This is a genomic window from Mesorhizobium argentiipisi (SeqCode) (assembly GCF_037179585.1).
Taxonomy (GTDB): Bacteria; Pseudomonadota; Alphaproteobacteria; order Rhizobiales; family Rhizobiaceae; genus Mesorhizobium; species Mesorhizobium argentiipisi.
This window is the reverse complement of sequence record NZ_JAPYKO010000004.1, coordinates 271,654-287,994: the sequence shown is the minus strand read 5'-3', so window position 1 is coordinate 287,994 and position 16,341 is coordinate 271,654. Positions and strand designations below refer to the sequence as shown.

The window sequence follows — 16,341 nt, the reverse complement described above, 5'->3', positions numbered from 1 at the left end:
TGATCTTGTCCAAAAACCGGTTTTGGGATCATGCCCGATCTTACTTGAACACCTTGTCGGGCGCATCGAGGCTGTCGGAACCCTCGAAAGCGATCTGGTTCAGCTTGAGCGAGCCGACGGCGCGCTCGATCGACTTGGTCTGGTCGATGAGGGCGTCGATCGCCGCCTGCACGGTGGCGTTGCCTTCCGTGTTGCCCTCGGCGATCTGCTGGTCATAGGCCTCGCCGGCAAGAGCACGCGCCTGGATGGCCTCCATCTTGGCGACGGTGGTGTCGAGCTTGCCCGACAGCTCCTTGTCGATCGCCGGATCGGCGGCCTTCACCATGTCGGACACCGACGGGCCCGAAACCACGGAGCCGTCGAGCCGCTTGTAGCTGGCATGGTAGGCGTCACGGATGCCGACCGCGTCATAAAGATGCGAGATGTAGGTGTTGTCGGAGAAACAGTCGTGCTCCTCTTCCGGATCGTGCAGCAATAGGCCGAGCTTCATGCGCTCGCCGGCCAGTTCCCCATAGGAGAGCGAGCCCATGCCGGTGAAGATGGTGGAGATGGCGGCATTCGCATCGCCGTCGGTGAGGTTCTTGCGCGCGGCGCCGTCTTCCTTCCAGTTGTCGACCATTTCCTGCAGGTCTGACACCAGAAGGTCGCTTGCCGACTTCAGATATTCGGCGCGGCGGTCGCAATTGCCGCCCGTGCAGTTCTTAAGGTCGTAATCCGTATAGGGTCGCTCGCCGGCGCCCGGTCCGGTGCCGTGCAGGTCCTGGCCCCAGAGCAGGAATTCGATGGCATGATAGCCGGTCGCGACATTGGCTTCGACGCCGCCGGCCTCCTGCAGCGTGCCGGACAGGAACTCGGGCGTCAGCTTCGAGGCATCGACCTTCTTGCCGTTAATCTCGATTTCCTTGTTGGCGATGACGTTGGCCGTATAGAGCGCGTTTTCGTCCGACTCCGTGCCATAGCTCTTGGCGACATAGTCGATCAGGCCCTCATCCAGCGGCCAGGAATTCACCTTGCCTTCCCAGTCGTCGACGATCTTGTTGCCGAAGCGGTAGACTTCGGTCTGTTGGTAAGGAATGCGCGCCGCCTTCCAGGCCTCGCGCGCGGCGTTCAACGTGTCGGCCGAGGGACTGGCGACGAGCGCATCCACCGCCTTGTCCAGCGCCTGCGCAGTGGTCAGCGAATCCTCGTATTTGGCCAAAGCGATGTCGGCATAGGTCTTGATCACCGACTTGGCGTCCGTTTCGGCTTTCGCCGGCAACACGAACACCGCCGCCGTCAGTGCAGCCGTGGCGCAGATCGCAGCCAGCCTGCCGCCATTACGTGCCGTCATCATCCTTCTCCAGTTCTTTGGAAATTCAATAAAAGGCGTCCACCCCCGCCGTGGCATGAGCATGCCGGGAAAAATGGTGGCCGCGTCGATGCGCGGTTCGCGATAAAAAGACACCCACTTGCCTCGAATCGAAAGGGTTCAAGGCCCAGACATCAAAGGAATGCGCTTTGCGCGCAGCTCTCCATAAAGCGATGGAGAGGCCGGGAGTCAACTAGCGAGACAGAAAAAATCAATTGAAACAACAGTTTAGAATTATTCTAAACTACAAATATCAACTTTTAAGCCCAGGGCTGCTTCGCTGGCCCGGTTGACAGACAGCCATTCTGGGTGCGACCCGATCCGCGGCTCTTGCGGCGGCGGCAGACAATCGCCACCTGGCGCAAGAGCCTAGATTTGCTGACCAAAAGGATTGCGATGACGAACGGGGTTGTGATTGTCGGTGCGGGCCATGCCGGCGTGCAGGCCGCCGCCAGCCTGCGCGAAGAGGGCTATGAAGGGCCGGTCGTCCTGATCGGCGACGAGAAGGAACTGCCCTATCACAAGCCGCCGCTCTCCAAGACCTTCATCAAGGACGCCGAGGCCAAGCCGCAACCCTTGCGCGGCGAAGCCTTCTACACTGGCATCAACATCGACTACCGGCCGGGCGTGCGCATCGACAGCATCGATGCCCGCGCGAGCCGGTTGAATGTCGCAGGCGGTGGAACGCTCGCCTTCGACCGGGTGATCCTGGCGACCGGCTCGCGGCCGCGCCTGCTCAAGCTCGACGGCGCCGGCCTTGCCGGCGTGGTCTCGCTGCGCTCGCTGGCCGATGCGCGCCTGATCCGCGAGCTCAGCGCGCAAAGCGAGGATGTGGTCATTCTCGGCGGCGGCTTCATCGGACTGGAGATCGCGGCGACGCTAAGGGCCGCCGGCCGCAACGTCACCGTCGTCGAGGCGGTCGACCGGCTGCTCGGCCGCGCCGTGGCGCCGATCATAGCCGCGCATGTGCGCCAGCGCCTGGAAGCCATCGGTGTGCGCATCCTGACCGGCACCACCATTGCCCGCCTGGAGGGCGAACGCGGCCGCGTCTCGGCCGCGATCACGTCAGGCGGCGAGCGCCTGCCGGCGCAGATGGTGATCATCGGCATCGGCGTGGTGCCCAATGTCGAACTGGCGGAAGCCGCCGGCCTGGCTACCGGCAACGGCATCCGCGTCAACCAGCATATGCAGAGCTCTATTCCCGAAATCCTCGCCATCGGCGACGCGGCCTCCTACCGGCATTGGTTCACCGGTGGCGACGTGCGGCTGGAATCGGTGCAGAACGCCACCGACCAGGCCAGGCTTGCCGCACGCACCGTCCTCGGCCATGCCGAGCCCTTCTCGGCCGTGCCGTGGTTCTGGTCGGATATCGGCGACATGAAGCTGCAGATGGTGGGCCTGACCCAAGGCGGCGATCACCATGTCGTGCTGGGCGATCTCACCGAGAACAAGTTCTCGATCTACCACTATGCGGGCAACCGGCTGCTTGGCATCGAATCCGTCAACCGCCCGGCCGACCACATGCTTGGCCGCAAGATGCTCGGCGCCGGCTTCTCGCCGACGCCGCAAACGGTGGCAGGCGGGCCGGATGCGCTGAAGGCGGCGCTTGCGGCCTTCAGTCAGGACGAACCGGCGAGGGCGACGGGCTAGGACGCGCCCTTCAGGCCGCCCGCGCCTCGCGGATCGAGGTCTCCACGATATCCAGCGCCTCCGTCATGACGCCGTCCTGGATGGTGATCGGCGACAGGAAGCGGATGACGTTGCCGTAGACGCCGCAGGTGAGCAGGATGAGGCCCTTGTCCAGCGCCTTCAGCCTGACCGCGTTGGCGAACTCCGCCGACGGCAGCCCCTTCTTCACGTCGTTGAACTCGACGGCGTTCATGAAGCCCGGGCCGCGGATGTCGACGATCTCCGGCACGTCCTCGCGGATCGAAACCAGCCGCTGCTTCAGCCGCGCGCCCAGCGCATTGGCGCGGTCGCAGAGCTTTTCTTCCTCGATGACGTCGAGCACGGCGTGTGCGGCGGCGACTCCGATCGGGCTGCCGCCATAGGTGCCGCCGAGCCCGCCGGGGCCAGGCGCGTCCATGATCTCGGCGCGGCCGGTGACGGCCGACAGCGGGAAGCCGCCGGCGAGGCTCTTGGCCATGGTGGTGAGATCGGGCGCCACGTCATGATGGTCCATGGCGAACATCTTGCCGGTACGGGCAAAGCCGGTCTGCACCTCGTCGGCGACGAGCAGGATGCCATGCTGGTCGCAGATGTTGCGCAGTGCTGCCATGAAATCGCGTGGCGCCTCATAGAAGCCGCCCTCGCCCTGAACTGGCTCGACGATGATGGCGGCAACGCGGCCCGGATCGACGTCGGCCTTGAACAGCTTGTCGAGCGCGGCCAGAGAATCGGCGACCGAGACACCGTGCAGCGCCACCGGGAACGGGGCGTGGAAGACATCGGCAGGCATGGCGCCGAAGCCGACCTTATAGGGCACGACCTTGCCGGTCAGCGCCATGCCCATGAAGGTGCGGCCGTGGAAGCCGCCGGAAAAGGCGATGACCGCCTGGCGGCCGGTGGCGTTGCGGGCAATCTTGATGGCGTTCTCGACCGCCTCGGCGCCGGTGGTGACGAACACGGTCTTCTTGTCGAACTTGCCGGGCAGCATGCCGTTCAGGCGCTCGGCGAGATGCACGTAGCTTTCATAGGGCACGACCTGGTGGCAGGTGTGGGTGAAGCGGTCGAGCTGCTGCTTGACCGCCTCGATCACCTTCGGATGGCGGTGGCCGGTGTTGACCACGGCGATGCCGGACGAGAAGTCGATATAACGGCGGCCTTCGACATCCCAGATTTCCGAATTCTCGGCGCGATCGGCGTAGATCTGCGTCGTCATGCCGACGCCGCGCGAGATCGACTGGTTCTTGCGTTCGGAAATGGCTGAATTCTTCATATCGTTCCTCATCGAGCCATCCCTGTTTGGGATCGCGCCCGTTCCGTTGATCGAAACCCTTCTGACCTTATTTCATGTTTTCCTCAAGTCGGCACGTTGGCCCAGTCGATTGGGCCTGGCGGTGGGTAAAGTCCTCCGCAGTCGGTGAGCACCGTTCGGGCGAATATTACGCCCTCACAAATCCCTCGCTCGCCCTCAGCAGGTTGCGCGTGTAATCCTCGCTCACCCGATGCCCGATCAGCTGGCTTGCGGTCAGCGTCTCCACCGCCTCGCCGTTCTGCATCACCATCAGCCGCTCGCACATATGGGTGATGATGGCGAGGTCGTGGCTGACCATCAGGAAGGTGAGCTTGCGGCGGCGCCGCACCTCTTCCAGCAGGTTCAGCACTTCCGCCTGCACCGAGGCGTCGAGCGCCGAGGTCGGCTCGTCGAGCAACAGGATCGAAGGTTCCAGGATCAGCGCACGGGCGATCGCCACGCGCTGGCGCTGGCCGCCGGAGAGTTGGTGCGCATAGCGGAATCGGAAGCCCTTGCCTAACCCTACCTCGTCCAGCGCGCGCTCGATGCGCTTCTCGCCGTCGGCAATGCCGTGGATCGCGAGGGGCTCCTGCAGCAGGCGGTCGACCGTCTGGCGCGGATGCAGCGAGCCGTAGGGATCCTGAAAGACCATCTGCACCTCGCGATAGAACGCCTTGTCGCGGGTTTTGCCGAGCGTCTTGCCGTTGACGGCAATGGTGCCCGAGGAAACCGGCGCGAGGCCGGTGATGGCTCTCAGCAGCGTCGACTTGCCCGAACCGCTTTCGCCGACGAGGCCGTAGGATTCGCCTTCCCTGACTTCGAGACTGACGCCCTTCAGCGCGCGAAAACGGTCGAAGACCACCTCCAGCCCTTCGACGGTGATAGAAGCCGTCATGCCGCCCACTCCGGCTTGCGGTCGAGAACCGGCAGCGGATGGCGCTCGAAGCCGATCCTCGGCATGCAGTTGAGCAGGCCGCGCGTGTAAGGGTGCTGCGCGTCGCGCAGCTCCGAAGCCTTGATCTGCTCGACGACCTTGCCGGCATACATGACGACGACGCGGTCGCAGAAGGACGAAACCAGGCGCAGATCGTGCGAGATGAAGATCAGCCCCATGCCGCGCTCGGCGACGAGCTTGTCGAGGATCTTGAGCACGTCGAGCTGCACGGTGACGTCGAGCGCCGAGGTCGGTTCGTCGGCGATCATCAGCTCCGGTCCGGTGACCAGCATCATGGCGATCATAGCGCGCTGGCCCATGCCGCCCGACACTTCGTGCGGGTAAAGGTCGAAGACGCGGGCCGGGTCGCGGATCTGCACCGCCTCCAGCATGGCTAAAGCGCGCTCGCGCGCCTCGGCCTTGGAGACCTTTTCGTGCGTGCGCAGCGTCTCAACGATCTGGCGGCCGATGGTCATCACCGGATCGAGCGAATATTTCGGATCCTGCAGGATCATGGCGATGCGGCTTCCCCGCAGCGCCCGGCGTTCACGCGGCGACATGGAAAGCAAGTCCATGCCGTCGAAGGCGAGCTTCTTCGCCGACACCTCGGCCTGCGGCGGGGTGACGCCCATGATGGCGCGGCCAGTCTGCGATTTGCCGGAGCCGCTCTCGCCGACAATGCCGAGACGCTCGCGTCCGAGCGAGAAGGAGACGCCGCGCACGGCCTGAACGAGGCCGGTGCGGGTCGGAAAGGTGACGCGCAGATCGTCGACTTCGAGGAGGGTGTCTGTTGGTTGGGTCCTCGTTTTGCTGGTCATTGGTCGCCGCTCCGGGGATCGAGCGCGTCGCGCAGGCCGTCGCCGAGCAGGTTGAAGCCGAGGCTGACGATGAGGATGGCGGCACCTGGGGCTGCGGCCACCCACCATTGATCGAGGATGAAGCGGCGGCCGGACGCGATCATCGCGCCCCATTCGGGCAGCGGCGGCTGCGCGCCGAGACCGAGGAAGCCAAGGCCGGCGGCGGTCAGGATGATGCCGGCCATGTCGAGCGTGACGCGGATGATCAGCGATGAGATGCATAGCGGCATGATGTGGCGCAGCACGATGCGGAAGGGCGAGGCGCCCATCAGTTGCACCGCCTTGATGTAGTCGGAATTGCGCACCGTCAGCGTTTCGGCGCGGGCGATGCGCGCGTAAGGTGGCCAGGAGGTGATGGCGATCGCCAGCACGGCGTTCTCGATGCCGGGTCCGAGCGCCGCGACGAAAGCCAGCGCCAGCACCAGCTTCGGAAAGGCGAGGAAGATATCGGTGATGCGCATCAGGATCGTGTCGGTCCAGCCGCCGGCATAACCGGCGATCGTGCCGACCAGCAGGCCGATGGGCGCGGCGATGATGGCGACGAGGATCACCACATAAAGCGTCCAGCGCGAGCCATAGACGATGCGTGAATAGATGTCGCGGCCGAGATCGTCGGTGCCGAACCAGTGCGCGGAGCTGGGCGCCAGCAGTCGGGCGTTCTTGAGATCACCAACGGTCGGCGAATAAGGTGCGAGCACATCAGCAAAGGCAGCGACCACCAGCAGCGCGATGATGATCAGCATGCCGACCAGCGCCAAGCGATTGGCGGAGAAGCGCCGCCAGGCGACATAGGAGCGGCCGAGCCTTGCCTGCAGGCGCGAGGCCGGCCGATCGCTGAGCAGCCATTCGCGGCGCGAGAGGGGAACGGAGACGGTCATGAGGGTGACTCGTGAAGCTGTCGACCCCCACTCCGGTCTGCTTCGCAGACCGCCTCTCCCCCGTTCGACGGGCGTGAGGAAAGGCGCCAGGCGTGCGACCGGCTTGCCCTCTCCCCCAGGCACGAGGAGAGGTGGCCCGAAGGGCCGGAGCGGGGGTGGTTGGCCGCGGCCAAGCCCAAAACGGCAATAGCTCCGATCATCCGGTCTTCGTCCTTGGATCGAGCAGCCGGTAGAGCAGATCGGAGAAAAGATTGATGGCGATGAAGACCGAGCCGATGGCAATGGTGCCGCCGAGCACGGCGTTCATGTCGGCGTTCTGCAGCGAGTTGGTGATGTAGAGGCCGATGCCGGGCCAGGAGAAGACGGTCTCGGTCAGCACCGAGCCTTCGAGCAGGTTGGCGTAGGAAAGCGCGATCACAGTCACCATCGGCACGGCGGCGTTGCGCAGCGCGTGGCCCCAGATGATGCGCGTCTCCGACAGGCCTTTCGCACGCGCCGCGACGATATACTCCTGCGCCAGCTCGTTCAGCATGAAGGAACGCGTCATGCGGCTGATATAGGCAAGCGCGAAATAGCCGAGCAGCGAAGCCGGCAGGACGATGTGGCGCCAGGCGTCGTAGAAAACGTCCCACTGCCCCTGGATCGCGGCGTCGAGCAGATAGAAGCCGGTGATCGGCGTGAAGGTGTATTCGTAGACGACATCGAGCCGCGCCGGAAAGGCGATCCACTGCAGCTTGGCGTAGAACAGCACCAGTCCGAGTAGCCCCAGCCAGAAGATCGGCACGGAATAGCCGATGAGGCCGACGATGCGGGCGACCTGATCGATCAGGCTGCCGCGCTTGACGGCGGCCAACACGCCGAGCGGCACGCCGATGACTGCGCCGATGATCGTGCCCAGCGTCGCCAGTTCGATGGTCGCCGGGAAAACGCGGCGGATATCAGACATCACGGGGTTTGTGGTCAGCACCGACGTCCCGAAGTCGCCCCTCAGCGCTGCTTTGACATAGAGGTAGAACTGCTCGATCCAGGGCAGATCGAGGCCCATCTCCCGGCGGGTGCGCTCGACGACGGCGGTGGGCGCGCGATCGCCGAGAACGGCCAGCACCGGATCGATCGGGATGACGCGGCCGATGAAGAAGGTCACCGCGAGCAGACCGAGATAGGTCGTGACCGCAATGACCAGAAAGCGGCCGAGCGACGATAGGATGGCGACGGCGCGAGCGCTGCCGCGCCCGGCCGCCGCCTGGTTTTCAGCTACGCTCACGCGTTGCGCCCAGGGTTACTGCTTCGAGACCGGCCAGACGAAGTTGGTATCGAAGCTCGGGCCGAGCTTGAAACCCTGAAGGTTCTTGCGCAGCCCCGCCACTTCCAGCTGCTGGTGGATGATGACGAAGGGGCTGGTGTCCAGGATCTTGTGCTGCAGGTCCTTGTACATGTCGGCACGCTTGGCCGAATCCTTCTCCAGCAATGCCGCCTCGGTTACCTTGGTCAGGTCCGGAATGTCCCAGGCATTGCGCCAAGCCAGCGTCTTGATCTTGGCGTTGTCGGAATTGTCCGGGTTCGAGGCGAAGGTCTGGGCGTTGGAGTTCGGATCAAAATAGTCCTGGCCCCAGTTGCCGATATAGATGTCGTGGTTGCGGGCGCGGTATTTGGTCAGTGTCTGCTTACCATCGCCCGGAATGATCTCCAGCTTGATGCCGGCCTGGCCGAGCGTCTGCTGGATCGATTCCGCCATGCCGGTGGTCGGCTGACCGGTGCGCACGTCCATGGTCACCGTGAAGCCATCAGGTACCCCGGCCTTGGCCAGAAGCTCCTTGGCCTTGGCGACGTCGAGCTTGAAGGGATTGTCATCGATGGCACCGAGGTCGCCCTTGGGCAGGAAGGACTGATGGATTTCGCCGATGCCCTTGAGGATGGTGGTGCTCAACGCGTCGTAATCGACCAGATATTTGAACGCCTGCCGAACCTCGGGCTTGGCGAGCGTCGGGTTCTTCTGATTGAGGCTGATGTAGTAGACCGTGCCCTTCGGCGCGCTGGTGGTGGTGAGGTCGGCGTTCTTGGCAATGGCGTCGAGATCGTTCGGCTCGAGATTGCGGGCAACGTCGATATCGCCGGCTTCAAGCGCCAGGCGCTGCGCCGAGCTTTCCTTCATGTTGCGGTAGATGACGCGGGCGAGCTTGGCCTTCTCGCCATTGTAATTGTCGTTGCGCTCCAGGACGACGGCCTCGTTGGCGCGCCATTCGCGCAGCTTGTATGGGCCCGAACCGGCATAGCTGGTCTTCAGCCAGGCATTGCCGAAGTCGTTGTCCCATTTGTAGTCCGCGCTCGGCGTGACGGCGGCGACATGCTCCTTGACCAGCTTGCTGTCGACGACCGAAGCAACGGTGGCCGACAGGCAGTTCAGCACGAAGCTCGGCGCATAGGCCTTGTCGACCACGAACTGGAAGGTGGTTTCGTCGACGGCCTTGGCCTTTTCGGTGACGTTGTCGCCGGTGATGCCGAACTGGTTGATGATGAAAGCCGGGCTCTTGTCGAGCTTGATGGCGCGTTCGAAGGAATAGGCGACATCGGCTGCGGTGATCGGATTGCCAGATGCGAATTTCATGCCGGGCTTCAGCTTGAAACTGTAGGTCAGGCCGTCATCGGAAACGGTCCAACTCTCGGCAAGGTCGCCCTTGACCTTGGACGTGTCGCTGAGGTCGAGCCGGACCAGCAGATCATAGGTGTTGCCGGTGACTTCGGCCGTCGACAACTCAAACGCCTCCCCCGGGTCCATCGAGATGATGTCGTCGATGGCAAAACCCTCGACCAGCGTATCGGCGGGCGTGACCGCGAAAGCGGGCGCGACGAGCAGCGCGGACAGCGCGGCGCCCGCCAGCAAGGCGCGAGAGCGGAGAGCAAACTTTTCCAGCATCATGGTGATCGTTCCCTGTTCTGTTTGACCTGAGTTCTCGGCTCAGGGCTGTATTATTCTTGCAAGCCGGCTGCAGCTTTGACCGCTTACCGTCGTGTTTTTTGTCCAGTTGGTCAACACCCTATTCAGCGGTTTTCGAACCGACAACGCGCATTTTGCGACACACTATATCGGACCAAACGGATCGCGATGAGTCGACCCATGCGCCGGCTAATTGAAGCCGCCAATCCGCAAAAATCTTACCAGGGTCGGTCCCTTGGGAGGCAGCTATTTCAGCTGCGCGACCAGGCCCGCATCGGGAAAGCAAGTGGCGGGCTTGCCGTTCTTTGCCTGCCAGATGCCGATCGAGCGCCGGGTCTTGAAGCCGGGCAGGCCGTCGGCGCTGCCGACATCGTAGCCCTTGTCCTCCAGCGCGCGCTGCAGAGCGGCGATATCGGAACTGTGGAGATCGCCGACCGCGCCCCAGGCGCCGACGAAGATGGCGTCGCCTTTGGCGATGCGGTTGGCGGCATGGCCGATGAACAGGCCGTAAAGATCGCTGTTGTTGTATTGCTTCAGCACATAGAAGTTCGGCGTGACGACGAAGGCCGGGCCGCTGCGCCCGGCCGGCATCAGCAGGAAACCCTCGGCCTTCAATTCGCTCGCCGCAAACGCCTTGCCGTCGACACGCCTGATGCCCATCGCCACCCAATCCGAGATCTTCTTGCCCTGGTCGGGTCCTTCGAGCGAGCAGGAGACATTTGCTGGAACCGTCACCTCGGTCCCCCAGCCGCGACCCCGCGCCCAGCCATAATGGACGAGGTAGTTGGCGATCGAAGCGAGCACGTCGGGCGTCGAATTCCAGATGTCGGGCCGGCCATCGCCATCGAAGTCGACGGCGTGCTTCAAGAAGGAGGTCGGCATGAATTGCGGCTGGCCGAGCGCGCCGGCCCAGGACGATTTCATCGCATTGACCGGCGCCAGCCCGCGCTCGACGATTTCGAGCGCCGCCAGCACCTCGGTGCGGAAGAAATCCTTCTTCGTCGACATGAACGCCTTGGTGCCCAGCACCTCGAAGGCGTCGTAAGGCATCTTGGCCGCGCCAAAGCCGGTCTCGCGACCCCAGATCGCCAGTACAATCTCGCCCGGCACGCCGTAGCGCTTCTCGATCAGCCCAAGCACCCGGGCGTTGGCGCCCTCGCGTGTGCGTCCGCCCAAGGTGACGGCGCGGATGATCTTCTCGGCGAAATAGTCGGCAGGCGGGCCGAACTCGGCCTGGTGCTGCCTCTGCGGCGTCGTCGGTTTCTCGCCGGGCAGGACGAGATCGGGCAGTTTCAGGTTCGGCTTCACGCCGAGGAAGGCCTCGTCGAAGGTCTTTTTCGAGATGCCTTTGGACTTGGCTTCGGGCCAGAGGTCGGTTTGAAGCCAGGCCTGGAACCGGTCGTCGATGGGGGCGGCGTAGGAGGGGAGGGTGAAGGAGCAAACCAACGCCGCCAAAAGGCAAACAGCGGCGAATACGCAAAGGTAGCGTTCCATCACATCCCCCGACTTCGAAGGATGCATTCCAGTCACAGCGCGCCCCCTCCCCAGTCCCCTCAAAACGCCGTCCTCGACCGCAACGCCGCAGCCAGCGTGCCTTCATCCAGGTAATCGAGCTCGCCGCCGACCGGCACGCCATGCGCCAGCCTGGTCACCTTCACCTCGAAACCCGACAACTGATCGGTCAGATAATGCGCCGTCGTCTGCCCCTCGACCGTGGCGTTGACGGCAAGGATGACTTCCTTCACCTCGCCGCCGGCGATCCGGTCGACCAACGAGCGGATGTTGAGCTGGTCGGGACCGATGCCGTCGAGCGGCGAGAGCGTGCCGCCGAGCACATGGTAGCGCACGTTCATCGCCGCCGCGCGCTCGAGCGCCCAAAGGTCCGAGACGTCCTCGACGACGATCAGCGTGCCGGCGTCGCGGCGCGGGTCGGTGCAGATCATGCAAGGATCGGAGGTGTCGACATTGCCGCAGGTCGAGCAGATGCGCACCTTGTCGACCGCCTCGCCCATCGCGGCGGCCAAAGGCTCGAGCAGCTGTTCCTTCTTCTTGATGAGATGAAGCGCGGCACGCCGCGCCGAGCGCGGCCCTAGCCCCGGCACCTTGGCCAGGAGCTGGATCAGGCGTTCGATTTCCGGACCGGCGATTCTCTTCGACATCGCTCTGATCTAGGATTTTTCAGAGCGGTTTGGAACAGCCAGCAAGGGCACAGGGCCCGCCATGCTGCCATGGCGGGCCCAGCCACGGATGAAATGGGCTTCAGTTGGTTTCGAGCGGCCGATCCTGGCTGGCGATCATCGCGCCGATGGCGTCGGTATTCTCAGGCGTCGACTGGAAGCCCATCGACGCTTCCTGCGGCGCGCTGGGCACCGAAGAGATGTAGCGGCCCTTGAGCGTGCCGCCGAAACGCGAGGCGTCCGGCTCGGCCATCGGCTCCTGCATCGCCACGACCGTCGGCTTCTGCGCGAGGCGGCCGGATTTCTGCGAGGGGGCAGCAGCGGCTGTCACGTAGGTCGCTTCGGCCGGAACGATTGCCGCCTTGGCCGGAAGCGTCGGTTCGGCCGCGTTCATCGCGGCCTGCTTGGCCGGATCCGGGCGTACGATCGTCTTGACCACCGGCTCGGCGGAAGCCACCAGCACGGGCGCGGCAGGGTCGATCTTCTGCTGTTTGTCGGAGGCCATGGCGACCATCGGCTCGTCCGGCAGCGGCTGCCAGTTGCGGCCGCGCTTCTCGTAGAAGGCGTTGCCGCCGGCCACCATGGTGTAATGCATGTTCTTGTAGGGGAAGCGCAGGCCGGCGGTGTGGAAATACATCGTGTTCTTGAGCTTGGCCTTGCGCTCGCCTTTCAGCACCGCGTTCGCGGCTTCCTCGACGTCGGGCAGCGCCCTCGAGTTCATCGGCCGCGTCAGCACGCCGGGCGCGAACTGGCCCTGCTCGCCGACGACCTCGCAGATGGTGTTGCCATGCTGGCCCGAACGCAGCCGGTTCATCACGACCGTGCCGACGGCGATCATGCCGTCACGGCTCGACCGGTTGGACTCGAAGAACATCGCCCTTTGCAGGCATTCCTTGTCCTTCATCGTGTAGGAGCGCGAGCTGAGGAAGCTCGGCGTAAGGGCGCCGGTCAGACCCGACACCGACATGCCATGGGAGGAAGTGGTTTGGCTGCAACCGGCCAGGAGCAAAGGGGAAGTGACGATGCCGATAAGCAGCAGCGGCGTCTTCCATCGCGTCGCGATCACCAAAAAAGCCCCATGTCCAGATGCCAGCCCGCCCCGAGATGTGGCAAGAATGAGACTCTTTCAGGCAAAAAGATGGCTAGAAGGTTAGCAACTTCTAGACTTGGGTAAAACTTTATGAATGCCGCGAAATGAGCCCGTGAGCATTGCCGGCAAATGGTTAATATTGCAGCCCCGACTCAATTTCCGTTCATAATCAATTAACTGGTGGACACCGCCTCAGAACGGCAATTTCATTCCGGGCGGAATCGGCAAGCCTGCCGTGAGCGCCTTGGTCTTCTCCTGCATCACCTGCTCGACCTTATTTTTGGCGTCATTGTGGGCGGCAAGGATGAGGTCCTCGAGGATCTCGGCTTCGTCCGCCTTGATCAAAGACGGATCGATCTTCAGCGCCTTCATTTCGAACTTGCCGGTCAGCGTGATGCTGACCAGACCGCCGCCGGCCTGGCCGGTGGCTTCGAGTGTGGCGATCTCGTCCTGCATGGCCTGGAACTTGGCCTGCATTTCCTTCGCCTTGCCCATCAGGCCGAGAAGATCTTTCATCGGGTGGTCCTCTAAGATTGTTTCAAATTTCGTCGTCGTCGGCCGCAGGCTCGACCGGCACTTCCGCCTCGGCCTCTTCCACGTCCGGCACGTCCGGAATGCGCACGTCGATAATCTTGGCGCCGGGGAAGCGGGCGAGAATGGCCGCGACGGTCGGGTCGCTCTTGGCATCGGAGAAAGCGTTCTCGCGCTTCGTCGTCTCCATCTCGGCCAGTGTCTGGCCGCCCTCTTCCTTCGACAGCGACACCAGCCAGTTGCGACCGGTCCAGGCGCGCAGCTTGGAGGTCAGGTCGTTGAGTAGCATCTTGGGCGCGTCGTCAGTCAGCGCCACGTCGAGACGGCCAGGCTCGATGCGCACCGGCCGGACGCAGCGTTTCAGGAGCACCTTGAAGGCCATGTCGCGATTGGCGTCGGCCAGCGCGACGACGTCGGCCAGCGATTTGACCGGAACGACAGGGGTTTCGGCAACCGGCTCCGGCGCTGGGACAAACGCAGCCGGCGCGGGCTGCGCTTCGACCAGGCGCATGGTCTGCGCACCGCCATTTGAACCGGGCATCCGGGTCTGCGCGACAGCGCTTGCGCCGCCGCCATTGCCGACCGGTGCGCCATTGGCGCGCGGCGCGCCATTCGGCAGCGGCCCCGCGCCTTCCAGCGATTTCAGCGCCTCGTCCAGCGTCGGCAGATCGGCGGCATGCGCCAGCCTGATCAGCACCATTTCGCCGGCGCTGACGGGGCGGTTGGAGGACTGCACCTCGGGAATGCCCTTGAGCAGCATCTGCCAGGTCCGCGACAGCACCCGCACCGAAAGCGTGCCGGCGAATTCGGCGCCGCGCCGGCGCTCGTCCTCGGAAAGCGAAGCATCGTCGGCTGCCGCCGGCACGAAGCGCAGCCGGGTAACGAGGTGATTGAACTCGGCAAGGTCGGTGAGCACCGCAGCCGGATCGGCGCCGGTGTCGTATTGCGCGCGGAACTCTGCCAAAGCCGCTGCCACGTCGCCCTTCATGACATGCTCGAACAGGTCGATGATGCGGGCGCGGTCGGCGAGGCCGAGCATGGCGCGCACCGCGTCGGCGCTGACAGTGCCGCTGCCATGGGCGATCGCCTGGTCGAGGATGGAGAGCGAATCACGGGCCGAGCCTTCGGCGGCCCGCGCGATCATCGCCAGGGCCTCGTCATCGACGGAAATGCCTTCCTTGGCGGCGATCGAGGCCAGATGCCCGACCAGCGCGCCGGCATCGATGCGCCTCAGGTCGAAACGCTGGCAGCGCGACAGGACCGTGATCGGTACCTTGCGGATCTCGGTGGTGGCGAAGATGAATTTGACGTGCGGCGGCGGCTCTTCCAGCGTCTTCAGCAGGCCGTTGAAAGCCTGGGTGGAGAGCATGTGCACTTCGTCGATGATGTAGACCTTGTAACGGGCCGAGACCGGCGCGTAGCGCACGCGGTCGATGATGTCCCTGATATCGTCGATGCCGGTGTGCGAGGCGGCGTCCATCTCGATGACGTCGACATGGCGGCCTTCCATGATCGCCTGGCAATGCTCGCCCGGGATCGAAAGGTCGACGGAGGGTTGGTCGACGGTCGCGGTCTTGTAGTTCAGGGCCCGCGCGAGGATGCGTGCGGTCGTCGTCTTGCCGACGCCACGCACGCCGGTCAGCATCCAGGCCTGGGCAATGCGGCCGGTGGCAAAGGCGTTGGTCAGCGTGCGGACCATCGGCTCCTGGCCGATCAGCTCGGAGAAATTCGAAGGGCGGTATTTGCGCGCCAGGACGCGATAGGCGCCGGCCTTGCCGGTCTCCAGGCTTTCCGTCCCCAAGTTTCCGGCTTCACTCATTCGCCGTCAAAAGCTCCCAGACCGCGACGGAAGGCGGCCGATTCCTGCGCATAGTCTCGCCCGCACGGCTTGGCGCCGTCAATGTCGCGGGAGAGAGGCGAAGAGGTGGGAGGCTGGAACAATGACCCGTTCCGGGCTCGTTAGGGCTGCTTCCTTCCGGACCTGACCCGGTTGGCGAGTGGATCGTCCACCACCAACCTCCCGGGTTCCATATCGGCAATTCAGCAGCGAAATGCAAGGGCCGAGCCGGAACCCGCAGCCGCATCGAGGCGGAAAGTCCTTCAAATCGATAATAGCGGTCAATGAATCGCTTGCAGCCACCTTGCCGCCGCTCTAGCGTTCCGGGTTTGGAAAATGCTTACAACAAAAGTGAAGGAAATGCCCATGCTGCCTGGCCTCGAGGCCGGATTCACGCTGGACGCCCGGCTGGAGGCGGACAGCGAGCAGCTTATGTGGCTTGGCCTTTGCGAGCTCAGGCTGATGAACGACCGCCGCTGGCCATGGCTGGTGCTAGTGCCGCAGCGGCCCGGCGTGGAAGAAATCCACGAAATGACGCCGCTTGACCAGGCGATGCTGACCTTCGAGACCAATATGGTGGCGCAGGCGCTGAAGCGGGTGACCGGCTGCACCAAGATCAACACCGGCGCGCTCGGCAACATCGTGCGCCAGCTGCATGTTCACGTCGTCGCCCGCTCAGAGGGCGATCCCGGCTGGCCGGGACCGGTCTGGGGCCACGGCATACGCGAGCCCTACGAGCGCTCCGACATCAGGCGGTTTGCCGAAACGATAAAGGCGGCGCTATAAGCTGACCAGTGT

The 16,341-nt window shown here is 64.0% G+C and carries 14 protein-coding genes and 1 other RNA gene; 2 read left to right on the top strand and 13 right to left on the bottom strand.

The genetic code is table 11. The features are described 5' to 3' along the window. Positions 1–40: 40 nt before the first annotated feature. On the bottom strand, positions 41–1,330 hold the full coding sequence (locus O7A05_RS09445; protein ID WP_337092730.1) for an imelysin family protein: 1,290 nt from the start codon (positions 1,328–1,330) through the stop codon (positions 41–43). A 414-nt stretch (positions 1,331–1,744) separates the two neighbouring features. On the opposite strand from O7A05_RS09445, the gene O7A05_RS09440 reads away from it, so the two are divergent. Further along, entirely contained in the window at positions 1,745–2,998 is a 1,254-nt protein-coding gene (locus O7A05_RS09440) for an NAD(P)/FAD-dependent oxidoreductase (protein WP_337092729.1), read from the top strand. Between the two features lie 10 nt (positions 2,999–3,008). Here O7A05_RS09440 and O7A05_RS09435 read toward each other — a convergent pair whose 3' ends face one another. The 12 genes from O7A05_RS09435 to ffs all read right to left on the bottom strand — a co-directional run bounded on the left by O7A05_RS09435 (position 3,009) and on the right by ffs (position 15,727). Next, positions 3,009–4,286, bottom strand: a complete 1,278-nt coding sequence (locus O7A05_RS09435) for a 4-aminobutyrate--2-oxoglutarate transaminase (RefSeq protein WP_337092728.1) — start codon at positions 4,284–4,286, stop codon at positions 3,009–3,011. 166 nt (positions 4,287–4,452) lie between these two features. Then, positions 4,453–5,199 (bottom strand): ABC transporter ATP-binding protein, encoded by a 747-nt coding sequence (locus O7A05_RS09430; protein WP_337092727.1) that lies wholly within the window; start codon positions 5,197–5,199, stop codon positions 4,453–4,455. Next, the gene (locus tag O7A05_RS09425) at positions 5,196–6,056 is read right to left on the bottom strand and encodes an ABC transporter ATP-binding protein (protein ID WP_337092726.1); all 861 of its coding nucleotides are present in this window, start codon (positions 6,054–6,056) and stop codon (positions 5,196–5,198) included. Before O7A05_RS09425 ends, O7A05_RS09430 begins: the two co-directional genes overlap by 4 nt. After that, entirely contained in the window at positions 6,053–6,973 is a 921-nt protein-coding gene (gene nikC / locus O7A05_RS09420; protein ID WP_337092725.1) for a nickel transporter permease, read from the bottom strand. The genes O7A05_RS09425 and nikC overlap by 4 nt, the downstream gene beginning before the upstream one ends. Positions 6,974–7,169: 196 nt before the next feature. Then, complete coding sequence (locus O7A05_RS09415; protein ID WP_337092724.1) at positions 7,170–8,237, bottom strand: ABC transporter permease; 1,068 nt, start codon at positions 8,235–8,237, stop codon at positions 7,170–7,172. Positions 8,238–8,252: 15 nt separating this feature from the next. Beyond that, positions 8,253–9,890: an ABC transporter substrate-binding protein gene (locus O7A05_RS09410; protein WP_415926982.1), complete on the bottom strand. Its 1,638-nt coding sequence runs from the start codon at positions 9,888–9,890 to the stop codon at positions 8,253–8,255. A gap of 264 nt (positions 9,891–10,154) precedes the next feature. Then, entirely contained in the window at positions 10,155–11,402 is a 1,248-nt protein-coding gene (locus tag O7A05_RS09405) for a lytic murein transglycosylase (RefSeq protein WP_337092723.1), read from the bottom strand. A 59-nt stretch (positions 11,403–11,461) separates the two neighbouring features. Next, entirely contained in the window at positions 11,462–12,067 is a 606-nt protein-coding gene (gene recR, locus O7A05_RS09400; protein WP_224514127.1) for a recombination mediator RecR, read from the bottom strand. A gap of 100 nt (positions 12,068–12,167) precedes the next feature. Then, a complete protein-coding gene (locus O7A05_RS09395) occupies positions 12,168–13,151 on the bottom strand; it encodes a cell wall hydrolase (RefSeq protein ID WP_337092721.1) in 984 nt (327 codons plus the stop codon). A 216-nt stretch (positions 13,152–13,367) separates the two neighbouring features. Next, the gene (locus tag O7A05_RS09390) at positions 13,368–13,691 is read right to left on the bottom strand and encodes a YbaB/EbfC family nucleoid-associated protein (RefSeq protein WP_040993963.1); all 324 of its coding nucleotides are present in this window, start codon (positions 13,689–13,691) and stop codon (positions 13,368–13,370) included. A 22-nt stretch (positions 13,692–13,713) separates the two neighbouring features. Then, entirely contained in the window at positions 13,714–15,525 is a 1,812-nt protein-coding gene (locus tag O7A05_RS09385; protein WP_337092720.1) for a DNA polymerase III subunit gamma/tau, read from the bottom strand. Between the two features lie 105 nt (positions 15,526–15,630). Next, an RNA gene (gene ffs, locus O7A05_RS09380) (signal recognition particle sRNA small type) lies at positions 15,631–15,727 on the bottom strand. A 182-nt stretch (positions 15,728–15,909) separates the two neighbouring features. On the opposite strand from ffs, the gene O7A05_RS09375 reads away from it, so the two are divergent. Beyond that, positions 15,910–16,329: an HIT family protein gene (locus O7A05_RS09375; protein WP_337092719.1), complete on the top strand. Its 420-nt coding sequence runs from the start codon at positions 15,910–15,912 to the stop codon at positions 16,327–16,329. Positions 16,330–16,341: the final 12 nt, after the last annotated feature.